This window comes from Duganella sp. CY15W, assembly GCF_009857555.1.
Taxonomy (GTDB): domain Bacteria; phylum Pseudomonadota; class Gammaproteobacteria; order Burkholderiales; family Burkholderiaceae_D; genus Rugamonas; species Rugamonas sacchari.
Genome location: NZ_WWCQ01000003.1, coordinates 1074381 through 1086519, shown reverse-complemented (window position 1 = coordinate 1086519; position 12139 = coordinate 1074381). Strand labels below are relative to the sequence as shown.

The following is a 12139-nucleotide window of genomic DNA, read 5'->3' as shown; positions in this document are numbered from 1 at the left end:
TTTATCGCCGCAAAAAAATCAGCTGATGTAATTGAACAGCGATAAGCCGGACATGGTGGTGAAGGACTTCTGCGCCGCCGTCAGCGTGGTCTGCTGCTGCGTGAACAGCGAGATGGCGGCCGTGTAATCAAGCTCCTGCAGATTCGACAGCGTGGTGGCGTATTGCAGGCCGAGGTCGTCGCCGGAGCTGTCGAGGTAATCCACCTCTTTGAGGCGCGCCCCCACCGCCGCCTGCACCGACAGCACATTGTCGGCCGCGTTGTCGATATTCACCTGCAGCTGGTTGAGCTTGTTGTTGAGGCTGGCATTGCCGGCATTGCCGGTCGCCGGCGCGCGCAAGGCGTTGATGAAGTCTTGCACGGTCGAGAACACCGATTGCTTGGTCGACGGCTGTACCGAGAAGTTGTCGCCATCGGCCGGATCGCCCTTGACGTCGAACTGGACGCCATCAAAGGTAATGTTCTGGCCGCTGACATAGGCTTGCGGCACGGCTGGCACCGGCGTCGCCGGCACCGGCTGGTTCAGGGTCAGATCGGTGACGGTATAGGTGGTCTGCTTGGGGATGCCAGGCGACGCAGGCACGACCTGGAAGTCGATCTGGTATTTGTGGCCGGTCAGCTGGGTCGTGTCCTTGACCGAACCCGCGCTGATGATGCCGGTGCCGCCGCGCGTGAAATTGGCGGGGTCCGGCGTGGTCACGAAAGTGCCGTTGCCGGTGGCGTTGTTTTCAAACACCGAGGCGCCGGAGTCGGTAATCGGAATCGAACGCGTCGATCCCACCTGCAGCTCGCGCTGGCCCTGGTCGCCCTGGTAAGCGGCGCCGCCCGCGGTTTTGGTGAACGGCAAGGTGGTGGAGCGGTAGCCGGCAAACACATAGCCGCCCAGGCCGTCCGAGGTATTGGCCTGCCCCATCAGGTCGGCCAGGCGGCCTTCCAGTTCGGTTGCCACCGACTCCAGATCGGACGGTGAATAGGACGGGTTGCCAGCCTTGACCGCGAGGTCCTTGATGTCCTGCAGGATGGCCGTGGTGCTGGACAGCGCCACGGTTTCCGCCGACAGCACGCCCTTGGCGTTGGAGCGGTTGGTCGCCAGCTGGGTATTGAGCGACTGCGACTGCGTCACTTCCAGCGCGCGCGCGGTGGCGATCGGATCGTCGGCCGCAGTCAGGTTCTTGCGGCCGGTCGACAGCTGTTGCTGCGTGCGCGCCAGGGCCGTCTGCAGCGATGTAATCTGCGACGAGCCGAGGTCATAAATCGTTCTGGTGCTGATGCGCGATACCATGATGCTACCCTATCTGTTTAACGGCCAATGCTGAGCACTGTATCAAATAACTGGCTGGCCACCTGCATCACCTTGCCGCTGGCCTGGTACGCTTGCTGATAGCGCAACAGGTTGGCCGCCTCCTCGTCCAGATTGACACCCGATACTTCCTGTTGCGCCTTGGTGGCCTGCGTGACGGCAGCATCGGCGGCGGTGCCGCTGATCTGCGCCTCGCGCGCCTTGGTGCCCACATAGTTGACCATCTGGGCGTACGTGGTCTGGAACGTGGCAGCGCCGTTGTCCAGGATGTTTTTGGTTTGCAGCGCGCCCAGCAGGGCGCCATTGCGGCTGTCGCCGACACCACTGGTATTGGGGCCGACCGTGAAAGTATCAAGGTCCGCCGGCGTACCACTGATGGCAAAGTTGACGCCGCCAAAGCTGATGTTGGCGCCATCGGTGTACGGCACCGGCGTGCCGACCGGATACACGGTCGCCGTGCCATTCACCGTCACCGTCACATCCTGGTTCGGCGGGAAGCCCGAGAAGCTGCCGCTGGCCTTGTCGTAGGTCAGCGTGATCGGCGCGGTCACTGCGTTGCCTGGCGTCAGGTAATTCTTGTCCACGCTGCCGGCACTGATCTTGCCATTGCCCACATTGGTGGTCGGCGCCGCTGTCGCGATCGGCGCGGCCAGCGCAATCTTGTCGCGGTCCTTGATAGCCACCGTGATGTCCTTGGCGGCGTTGTAGGTCGGCCGTACCAGGAAGTTGTCCTTGGGTTGCGGCGTGCCCGTAATCGAGTACGACACGCCGTCAATCACCTGCGGCGTGGTCTGCGGAAACGGATTGATCTGCGTGATCTTGCCGTCGCTCTTGCGCGTGACGTTGAAGTTGGTGCCGTCGTAATCCACGCTGTAGTCGCTGGCGGTCAATCCGCCGGCATCGGTCACCACGGCCGTCACTTGCGCCGTGCTCAGCGGCGAATTGCGCGTGTTGGTGCCGACATAAGCGTTGATCGGATTGAAGAAGTTGGTGCCCAGCGCGCCATTCTGGTCCTGGCCCAGCACGTGCTGGGCATTGAAGGCGGTGGCCAGGCCGGCCGCCACCTGGCCCAGCGAATTCTGCGCGCGGTCCATGGCGCCGTCGCGGAACTCGATCAGGCCGCCCAGCTGGCCGCCGGTGAACACGGTATCCGGCAGCTCGGTGAAGGCGCCCGAATCGGTGGCGTAGCCAATCGTGATGCGGCTGGCATCGGTGGGCGAGGTGGACGTGCCCAGCTGGAAAGGCTTGTTGCCCACCACTAGCGGCTGGCCCGTGCCGAACTGGACGTTGAGCATATTGTTGTCACCGGGCGTGACCGTCACCTTGACCAGCTTGTTCAGCTCGGTCAGCATCTGGTCGCGCTTGTCCAGCAAGTCATTCGGCTCGGCCGTACTGGTGGTCAGGCCGGCAATGGTGTTGTTGATGTCGGCCAGCTTCTTGGCATAAGCGTTGATCTCGCCGACGTTGGACACCATCTGGTTGTTGACGCCCGCGGCCACTTCGTTGAGCCGCGCGCTCATGCCCTGGAAGCGGGATGCCAGCGACTCCGCATTCGACAGCAGCGACTGGCGCGCAGCGGACGAGGCCGGGCTGGCCGTCGCGTTCTGCACACCATTGAAGAAGTCCTGCAGCGCCGGCGACAGGCCGGCGGTCGGGTCGGCCAGCAGGTTGTCGATCTGGCCGATCTGCGCGCTGTACGCATCCAGCGAAGCCTGGTTGGCTTCGGCATTGCGCAGCGAGGTGGCCAGGAAGTTGTCGTAGAAGCGGCGCACAGCCTCCACCTCGGTACCCGTGCCGACGTAGCCGAAGCCCTGGTACTGGGTGCCGGTGTCGCCCTGAATCGCCACCTGACGGTTGTAGCCGGGCGTGTTGGCGTTGGTGATGTTGTTGCCGGTGGTCGAAAGGCCGACCTGGGCTGCCAACAAACCGCTTTTACCGATGCTGAGAAGACTGGACATAATATTTTTACTCTATCTGTGATGGGTAACGGCAAACCGTGCCAAAACTTTATTACCCGGCCAGCGAACGCTTGATGATGCTGGCCAGCTTGGTCGCATAGTTGGGATCGGTAGCGTAGCCGGCTTGCTGCAAGCCCTTGGCAAAACTGGTGGCGTCGCCCGCACTGGCCAATACTTTCTCGTAACGTGGATTACTTGCCAGCAATTTGGCATAGTCCTTGAAACTGTCGGCATAGCTGTCGTAGGCGCGGAAGCGCTCCACCCTGCTGTGCGCCTTGCCGTTGACGTATTCGGTGGTGGTGGCTTCAACCACCTTGCCTTTCCAGTCAGGCGTGGCCTTGATGCCGAACAGGTTGTTGCTGTTGGTGCCGTCGCGGCCCTTGATCTCGCGCTTGCCCCAGCCCGACTCCAGCGCCGCCTGGCCCAGCATAAACTTGGCTGGAATGCCGGTGGCCTTGCTGGCTTCTTCCGCGTGCGCCGACAGTTTTTCCTGGAAGCTGCGCACATGCGGCGCTTGCGAACCCTTGTTGGTGCTGTCGGAGGTGGTAACGGTGGTGGTGCTTGCGGTGGTGCTCTGGTTGCCACCCGCAGCAGCAATTGCGCGCTGCAGCTTGGCGTCCATGAGGCTGGCCATGCCGCTGAAGCTGCCGGCGTTGGCGCCGCTGTTGGCATCGCCCGGCTCGCCACCGATGGCCAATGCCTGCGCCTGCGCATTGGCTTTGCTCGACAATTGGCGCACCAGCATATCGGCCAGGCCGATGCCCTTCTTGGCAATGTTCTGGCTGGTCTGCTGGTCCAGCATGGTGGTGAACATCTTGCTCTGCTGGCTGTCCATCATGCCGTCCTGCGGCGTGGCTTCGCGCATGCTCTTCAACATCATGTTGACGAACATGGCTTCAAATTGCGTCGAGGCGGTCTTCAGCGCGTCCGGGCTGCCGGCACGGGCAGACTGCTTGAGGCTGCCCATATCCCGCACGTCCAGCGAGAACTTGCTGCTCAGATTCTTGGTATTGGCTGTTGGGCTGGTCATGAGATCACCTTGCTTCTTAGATGATTTCCAGTTCGGCGCGCAGCGAACCGGCGGCCTTCATGGCCTGCAAAATTGACAGCAGGTCCTGCGGCGTGGCGCCAATGGCGTTGAGCGCCTTGACCACCTCGGCCAGCGAGGCGCCGCCCTTCACCATCATGACCTTGCCGCCATCCTGTTTGATGGCCACTTGCGGATTCTGCGTGACCACGGTGCGGCCGCCCGACAGCGGGTTAGGCTGGCTGACCTGGGTGTCGCTGTTGACCGATACTGACAGATTGCCGTGCGAGATGGCGCACGTATCCAGCGTGACCGCGCGGTTCATCACCACCGAGCCGGTGCGCGCGTTCATGATGACCTTGGCAGGCTGCTCGGCAGGATTGATATTCATGTCTTGCAGCGTGCCGATGAAGCTCACGCGCTGGTCGCTGCTGCTCGGCGCCTGCACGCGGATCACGCGGCTGTCCAGCGCGTAGGCAATGCCGGCGCCGTATTTGTCGTTAATCGCTTCCACCACGCGGCTGGCCGTCGCGAAGTCGGCATTGTTGAGCTCGAGCTTGATCATATTGCCCTCGCCCAGGTTGGTGGCCACCGCGCGCTCCACGGTAGCGCCGCCGGAGATCTTGCCCACGCTCAGGTGGTTGACGGTCAGCGAGCTGCCGCCGCCACCGCCGCCGGCCTGTACGCCGACACCGCCCACCAGCACATTGCCTTGCGCCATGCCGTACACCTGGCCGTCCGCGCCCTTCAGCGGCGTCATGAGCAGCGTGCCGCCGCGCAGGCTCTTGGCGTTACCCATCGACGATACGGTGATGTCCAGCTGCTGGCCTGGCTGCGCAAATGGCGGTAGCGTGGCCGTCACCATCACGGCGGCCACGTTCTTCAGTTGCAGTTGCGAACCGCCCTGCGGCAGATTGACGCCCAGCTGTTGCAGCATCGAGATCACGCTCTGCACGGTGAACGGGGTTTGCGTGGTCTGGTCGCCCGAGCCATCCAGGCCCACCACCAGGCCATAGCCCAGCAATTGGTTGTTACGCACGCCAGCAATACTGGCCAGATCCTTGATGCGCTCGGCGTGGCTCAGCGGCGCCAGCAGCGACAGGCACACCAGCAATGCGGCTTTGAGTGGAGTTTTCATGATCGTCAGAATGGCAGCAGGCTTTGGAAGAAGCGCGACGCCATCGAGGACAGCTCGGCGCGGTCGATATGGTTGGCCGTACGGTATTCCACGCGGGCGTCCGCCACGGCCGTCGATTGCACCGTGTTGCCAGTGGCAATGCTGTCCGGATTAATCATGCCGGAGAAGCGGATGTACTCGGTGCCTTTGTTCATGCCGATCTGTTTTTCGCCGGCCACGATCAGGTTGCCGTTGCTCAGTACTTCCACCACCGTGATGCCCATGGTGCCGGTGAACGCATTGCTGGCGGTCTGGTTGTCGCCATCGGTGTAGCTGTTCTTGGTGCTGGCCGACAACGGATTACCAAAGGTGCTCTGCAGCTTGCCCGGCACGCTGGCGCTCACGCTGCCGGACTTGTTGCCCGACGCCGTGCCGCTCTTGTTGGCCGAGGTGCGCTCGGTAATCACCAAGGTCAGGATATCGCCCACATGGCGCGCACGGCGGTCTTCGAACACCGGACGGAACGCGGCCGCCTGGTAGATCCCGCCGTTGTTGGGCGCGGCCTGCATCTGCTCGGTCGTCAGCGGCCGCGCGGTCATCGGCGTGCTGACGATGGAGGTGGGCGTGGCGGCGCAAGCGCTCAGCAGCACGGCGGCAAGAAGTGGGATGGCGTGTTTCATGATCGTGTCCTTACATCTGCGACAGTTTTTGCAGCATCTGGTCGGAGGTGGTGATGGCCTTGGAATTGATCTCGTAGGCGCGCTGGGTCTGGATCATATTGACCATCTCCTCCACCACGTTGACGTTGGAGGTTTCCACATAGCCCTGCAGGATGGTGCCGGTGCCATTGGTGCCCGGCGTGTTTTGCTGCGGCGCGCCCGAGGCCGTGGTTTCCACGTACAGGTTCTCGCCCTTGGATTCCAGGCCGGTCGGATTGATGAAGGTGGCCAGTTGCAGGCTGCCGAGCTGCTGGGTGCTGGTCGCGCCGTTGGCATTGGCAATATTCACCGACACGGTACCGTCGCGCGCCACCGTAATCGATTGCGCGGTGATCGGAATGGTGATGGCCGGTTGCAGCACAAAGCCCTCCGACGTCACCATCTGGCCGTTGTTATCGCGCTGGAACGAACCGTCGCGCGTGTAGGCAGTGGTGCCATCTGGCAGCAGCACGGTAAAGAAACCGCTGCCGTTGACCATGATGTCTTTATCGTTGCCGGTGGACTGGGGATTGCCCTGCGTGTGGATGCGCTCGACAGCGACGGTGCGGACACCGGTACCGAGCTGCATGCCCGACGGCAGGTTGGTCTGTTGCGACGACTGCGCGCCTGGCTGGCGGATATTCTGGTACAGCAGATCTTCAAAGACAGCGCGCGATTTCTTGAACCCGTTGGTGCTGACGTTGGCCAGATTATGGGACGTCACGTCCATCTGCGTCTGCTGCGCTTCCATGCCAGTCTTGGCAATCCATAACGAACGTATCATGATGCTTCTCCCAATGCCGGATGAACCACCAAATAGAGTTCATCCCATGCAAGCATTATGCGGGAGAGGTCATCAACTCAAAGCGATGATCTGGGTGGCTTTTGCGGCGTTATTCTCGGCGTTCTTCATCAGGCTCATTTGCATTTCAAACTGCCTTGCCAGACTGATCATGTTGACCATGGAGTCCACCGGATTGACGTTGCTGCCCTCCACTGCGCCGTCGACCACGCGCACATTGGGGTCGTTGTCCGCCACCGCGCCGCTGGCCTGGCGGAACAGGCCATCGTCGCCGCGCAGCAGGCCCTTGGTGTCGGGATTGACCAGCTTGATGCGGCCCAGCGTGTTGCTGGGGCCGGGCGCATAGTTGTCGTTGATGACACTGACCGTGCCATCGCTGGCAATTGTGATCTTGGTATCCGGCGGCACCGCGATCGGACCACCGTCACCGACGATGGTCTGGCCGCTGGTGGTTTGCAGGATGCCGTTTTCGTTGATCTTGAGGCTGCCGTTGCGGGTGTAGGCTTCCGAACCGTCCGCCGATTGCACCGCGATCCAGCCCTGGTCGCGGATGGCGATGTCCAGCGCGCGGCCTGTGGTTTCGATCGGGCCGGCGCGGAAGTCCGAGCCGACCGTGGAATCGACCACAAAGGCGCGCGTGGGCAAGCCCTCCGACACCACCGGTACCGCGCGGAAGGAATCCAGCTGGGCGCGAAAGCCGGTGGTGGTGGCGTTGGCCAGGTTGTTCGACACGGTGGCTTGCTGCTCCATCACGTGGCGCGCACCGGTCATCGCGGTATAGACGAGACGGTCCATGGCTTACCTTATTAACGCAGGTTGACCAGCGTTTGCAGGATCGAATCCTCGGTCTTGATGGTCTGCGCATTGGCCTGGTAGACGCGCTGCGCAGTGATCATGTTGACCAGTTCGGCTGTGAGGTCGGTGTTGGAGTTTTCCACCGCATTCGAACGCAAGCCGCCCATCGAACCCGCATTCGGGACACCGATGGTTGGTGGACCCGATGCCGAACTTTCCGCCCACGCATTGTTACCGAGCGGGGTCAGTCCATCGACGCTGGCAAAGTTGGCCATGGCGATCTGGCCCATGGCGCGCGATTTACCGTTGCTGTACTGGCCCAGGATGATGCCGTTGGCATCGATCGAGTAACGCTGCCAGGAACCGGCCGAGTAGCCGTTCTGGGTCGAGCCCAGGTCGTTGGTCACGCTGCCGTACTGGGTGGTCTTGTCAAACGTGGTGGCCACAGTCATTGGCTGTTGTGCGCCGGTGTCTGGGAAAATCGGCAACTGGATCTGGAATGGCAGGGTTTGCGGGGTTGGCTGCATCAGCGCCATGGCCTGTGGATCCAGTGCGCCGCTGGTGGTGAACAACAGCGTACCGGCCTTCACGGCGGGCACGGTAATGGCGGCGGCCAGCTTGCCGCTGATCTGGTCCGGGTTCAGGCCAGTAATCGATTGGCTGCCGGTCGGGTCGAGCGCGGTAAAGGCAGCCTGCAGTGCGTCGAGCTGCGCTTGCGTCGCTGCCGCTGGCGGTGTGCTGGCGGCCGTGTTCATTGCATCAAACGCAGCAGAGGCGTAAGCAAAGGCCGCTGCTGCGATCGCTGCAGGATCGGGAGGCGTGGCACGAACAGCGTCATTGTACGCGGCACGCGCGGTTTTCGCGGCATCGTTGGAGTTGACGGCGGCGGCCACGCTGGCCGAGACAATTTCCTTGTTGTCCGCAGCGGCATACACGTCCCAGGTATTGGCATCGGTCTTGACGTAGTAAGTCGTCATGATGTGCGCGGTCCCCAGGCTGTCATACACGTTCAGCACGGTTTGCTTGTTGTAGCTGGTCGGATCGTTGGCGTCAAACGGCACGGTGGCAGGCACCTTTTCCGCCGAACTCAGGTTCATCTGGAAGTTGGCCGTGGTGGTTTGCACCGGCGTCAGGTCGGACTTGTCCAAGGTCAGCGGCACTGGCGAACCCAGCTGGATTACACCGGCCGTGTTGGACAGGTAGCCGGTCAGCTGCGCGCCCTGGGCGTTGACCAGCGTGTGGGTGGCGTCTTCGTGGAACTGGCCGTTGCGCGAGTACTGCACCGCGCCATTCACCACTTCACGGAAGAAGCCGCCACCATTGATCGCCACGTCCAGCGGATTGGCGGAGGTTTCGATATTCCCTTGGCTGAACTGCTGCGCCAGCTTGGAAACCGTCACACCGATACCCGGGTTGTTGCCGGACACGCCGTTGAGCGAATTGGCATACAGGTCGGCAAACTGCGCTTGCGACGCTTTGAAGCCCACCGTGCTGGCATTGGCAATGTTATTGCCAATGACGTCCAGCGATTTGGATGCAGCATTCAAGCCGCTCAGTCCTTGTTGGAACATGGTATTCCCCTATTGGTAATGACTGCTTACAAAACTTCTTTCACATCGCTCATGCTGAAATGGCCGAGTGACGTATTCAATTTGACACCGCCGCTGCCGGTCGATACGCTGGCCACGGCCGCCAGCTGCAATGGCGTGGCATCGGTCAGCGTGGTGCTGCCGTTCTGGGCGGTGACAGTAAAGGTGTACTTGCCGGCTGGCGCCGTGGTGGTCTTGTCGTCCATCAGACCATCCCAGGTGATCGGATAGGTGCCGATGTCCGCATTGGCCAGGCTCATGGTGCGCACGGTCTTGCCGGTGCTGTCCTGGATCGCGATGCTGACATTGGCCGCCGCAGTGGCCAGGTCGATGCCAAACACGCTGGTGCTGGTGGTCTTGCCGGCCGCGTCGGTCGAGGTCGACAGGTCGATGCCCTTGCCCGCCACCAGCACGCCCTTGCCGATCAGGTTGATCGCGCTTTGCGAGTTGGCGCTGGCCATGTCGGTGCGCAGCGAATCCAGCGTGGCGTTGACCTTGTTGATGCCGGTCACGGTCGACAGCTGGGCCAGCTGGCTGGTCATGGCCGCGTTGTCCATCGGATTCAGCGGGTCCTGGTTTTGCAGCTGGGTCACCAGCAGCTTCATGAACTTGTCCTGGTCCGCCTGCACGCTGTTGGTGCTGGTCGAACTGGTGCTGCTGGACGTGCTGGTGGTGCTGTTGGTGGTTGCCGCCTTGGGCGTATCGATAATGCCGCCGGTAATAGCCATGATGACCTCTTGCTTTTAATTAGGATTGACCGATGGTCAGGGTTTTCAACAGCAGCGTCTTGGCTGCGTTCATGGTTTCCACGTTGGTCTGGTAGGAACGCGAGGCCGACAGCATATTGACCATCTCATCCACCACATTCACGTTGGGCATGGTGACGTAGCCGTTCTCGTCGGCGGCAGGATGCTTGGGGTCATACATCATCTTCATCGGCGACTGGTCTTCCACCACCTGCTTGACGCGCACGCCGGTGGCGGTGCCGCCATCGGTAGGCGTCTGCGCCTCAAATACCACCTGGCGCGCGCGGTAGGCTTCGCCGCTGGCGCTGGTGGCGCTGTCGCCATTGGCCAGGTTGGAGGCCACCACGTTCAGGCGCTGCGCCTGCGCGCTCATGGCCGAACCGGAAACATTGAAAATATTAAACAGCGACATGATTAGCTCCCTGACTGGATCGCCGCCATCATCGACTTGATCTGGGCGTTGATGGCGGTAATGCCGGCTTCATAGCGGATGGCGTTATCGGCGAACTGGTTGCGTTCCACATCCATGTCCACCGTGTTGCCGTCCACCGCGCCCTGGACCACGCCGCGGTACAGCAGCGGCGTGCCATCGGCCAGCGTACCGGCGTCTTGCTGGGGGTTGGGGTAATGCTTGCTGGCGGTGGTGCGCAGCGTTTGCTGGGCGTCGGGATTGGCTTTGTCCAGCGCGGCCTGCATCGCGCTGCTGAAGTCGATATCGCGCGCCTTGTAGTTGGGCGTGTCCGCATTGGCCATATTGGAAGCGAGCACGGTCTGACGCTGCGAGCGCAGACTCAGCGAGGTCTCGTTGAACCGCAGGTAATCGTCTAACTTGCTGCCGAGCATGATGCGCTCCCCTTCCACATTGATGACAGAGTCGATGATACGGAGTTGCCCGGCGCAACCATCAAACGATAAGCACCCGGTTTTGGGGCTTATTCCACGCTTCGAGTTTAGTCCGCCCGACTATGATGGCAATATTGAAGGGGAAACCGACGCCATGAAATCACGCTTACTTGTTACCGCACTGCTGGCCGCCACGTTCAGCACCGGCGCCGCCGCCCAGGCGGGACGCCAGGATGTGGCCGTCATCAAGCGCACCGTCGAGCAGTTCCTGCAGGTGCAGGCTGGCGGCCTGCCGGGCGAAGTCACGGTCACCGTGGGCGCCATCGACCCACGCATGAGCCTGGCCGCCTGCCCCGATCCACAAGCTTTCTTTATGCCAGGCGCGCGCGCCTGGGGCAAAACCACGGTGGGCGTGCGCTGTGCGACACCTTCCACGTGGACGGTCTATATTCAAGCCAACGTAACGGTGGTGGGCGAATACCTCGCCGCTGCCGCGCCGCTGGTGCAAGGCCAGCCCATCGACGCCAACCAGCTCACCACCCTCAAGGGTGATTTGACAATGTTGCCGCCGGGGATAGCCACCGATGCCAGCCAGGTGGTGGGCCGTAGCGCCATGGTGTCGCTGCCGCCCGGCACGCCGCTGCGTCTGGATACGCTGCGCAGCAAGCCGGTAGTGCAATCCGGCCAGCTGGTACGGTTAGTGTCCAGCGGCAATGGTTTCAGTGTCTCGGCCGAAGGCCGCGCCATGAGCACGGCCGGTGACGGCCAGGTCGTGCAGGTGAAAACCGGCAACGGCCAGCAGATTACCGGCATCGCCAAGAGTGGCGGACTGGTCGAGGTAGCATTTTGAGCAACAGGCGCCTGGTTCCAGCTAAAGTTTCCGGACTAGCCGCCGTTACCGACTCAGATCCCGGAGTTTCGTACTCCTAGCTGAGAAGGAAATGCTGTGAAAATTAACGACACACTCAAGAGCACGCCCGGCTTGCCATCCACGCCTGCAGCGACCGGTTCCACCGCGCGCGGCGCAGACAAGGCAGCCGAAGCAGCACCGGCCAATATCGCGTCGGACAATGTACGCCTGTCGCCGCAAGGCCAGGCCATGGCGGCCAGTTCTGCCAGCGGCGCCAATGCCGTGTTTGACACCAAAAAAGTCGAACGCATCAAATTGGCAATTGCCGATGGCCAGTTCCAGGTCAACTCGGAAAAAGTAGCGGATGGCTTGCTGGATACCGTCAAGGATCTGCTGCACTCAAGAAAACGATAGG

Annotated in this window: 13 protein-coding genes; 2 read left to right on the top strand and 11 right to left on the bottom strand. The window is 61.9% G+C overall.

All coding sequences use genetic code 11. The features are described 5' to 3' along the window. Nucleotides 1-18: 18 nt before the first annotated feature. The 11 genes from flgL to flgB form a co-directional block, all read right to left on the bottom strand. On the bottom strand, nt 19-1281 hold the full coding sequence (gene flgL / locus GTP58_RS19905; protein ID WP_072781402.1) for a flagellar hook-associated protein FlgL: 1263 nt from the start codon (nt 1279-1281) through the stop codon (nt 19-21). Nucleotides 1282-1298: 17 nt separating this feature from the next. Next, nucleotides 1299-3257, bottom strand: coding sequence for a flagellar hook-associated protein FlgK (gene flgK / locus GTP58_RS19900; RefSeq protein ID WP_161078875.1), 1959 nt, complete (start codon nt 3255-3257; stop codon nt 1299-1301). A gap of 52 nt (nt 3258-3309) precedes the next feature. Next, nucleotides 3310-4287: a flagellar assembly peptidoglycan hydrolase FlgJ gene (gene flgJ, locus GTP58_RS19895; protein ID WP_161078874.1), complete on the bottom strand. Its 978-nt coding sequence runs from the start codon at nt 4285-4287 to the stop codon at nt 3310-3312. A 16-nt stretch (nt 4288-4303) separates the two neighbouring features. Beyond that, nucleotides 4304-5422, bottom strand: coding sequence for a flagellar basal body P-ring protein FlgI (locus tag GTP58_RS19890; protein ID WP_072781407.1), 1119 nt, complete (start codon nt 5420-5422; stop codon nt 4304-4306). A gap of 5 nt (nt 5423-5427) precedes the next feature. After that, nucleotides 5428-6081: a flagellar basal body L-ring protein FlgH gene (locus GTP58_RS19885; RefSeq protein ID WP_161078873.1), complete on the bottom strand. Its 654-nt coding sequence runs from the start codon at nt 6079-6081 to the stop codon at nt 5428-5430. Between the two features lie 10 nt (nt 6082-6091). Next, nucleotides 6092-6883 (bottom strand): flagellar basal-body rod protein FlgG, encoded by a 792-nt coding sequence (gene flgG / locus GTP58_RS19880; protein ID WP_072781411.1) that lies wholly within the window; start codon nt 6881-6883, stop codon nt 6092-6094. A 72-nt stretch (nt 6884-6955) separates the two neighbouring features. Further along, the gene (gene flgF / locus GTP58_RS19875; RefSeq protein ID WP_161078872.1) at nt 6956-7696 is read right to left on the bottom strand and encodes a flagellar basal-body rod protein FlgF; all 741 of its coding nucleotides are present in this window, start codon (nt 7694-7696) and stop codon (nt 6956-6958) included. An 11-nt stretch (nt 7697-7707) separates the two neighbouring features. Further along, on the bottom strand, nt 7708-9267 hold the full coding sequence (locus tag GTP58_RS19870; RefSeq protein WP_161078871.1) for a flagellar hook protein FlgE: 1560 nt from the start codon (nt 9265-9267) through the stop codon (nt 7708-7710). Between the two features lie 26 nt (nt 9268-9293). After that, nucleotides 9294-10013, bottom strand: coding sequence for a flagellar hook assembly protein FlgD (locus GTP58_RS19865; RefSeq protein ID WP_072781417.1), 720 nt, complete (start codon nt 10011-10013; stop codon nt 9294-9296). 19 nt (nt 10014-10032) lie between these two features. Continuing rightward, the gene (flgC, locus tag GTP58_RS19860; protein ID WP_161078870.1) at nt 10033-10443 is read right to left on the bottom strand and encodes a flagellar basal body rod protein FlgC; all 411 of its coding nucleotides are present in this window, start codon (nt 10441-10443) and stop codon (nt 10033-10035) included. Between the two features lie 2 nt (nt 10444-10445). Beyond that, nucleotides 10446-10874 (bottom strand): flagellar basal body rod protein FlgB, encoded by a 429-nt coding sequence (flgB, locus tag GTP58_RS19855; protein WP_161078869.1) that lies wholly within the window; start codon nt 10872-10874, stop codon nt 10446-10448. 154 nt (nt 10875-11028) lie between these two features. On the opposite strand from flgB, the gene flgA reads away from it, so the two are divergent. Next, the gene (flgA, locus tag GTP58_RS19850; protein WP_161078868.1) at nt 11029-11724 is read left to right on the top strand and encodes a flagellar basal body P-ring formation chaperone FlgA; all 696 of its coding nucleotides are present in this window, start codon (nt 11029-11031) and stop codon (nt 11722-11724) included. 96 nt (nt 11725-11820) lie between these two features. Then, nucleotides 11821-12138 (top strand): flagellar biosynthesis anti-sigma factor FlgM, encoded by a 318-nt coding sequence (flgM, locus tag GTP58_RS19845; protein ID WP_072781428.1) that lies wholly within the window; start codon nt 11821-11823, stop codon nt 12136-12138. The last annotated feature ends 1 nt before the right edge of the window (nt 12139 follow it).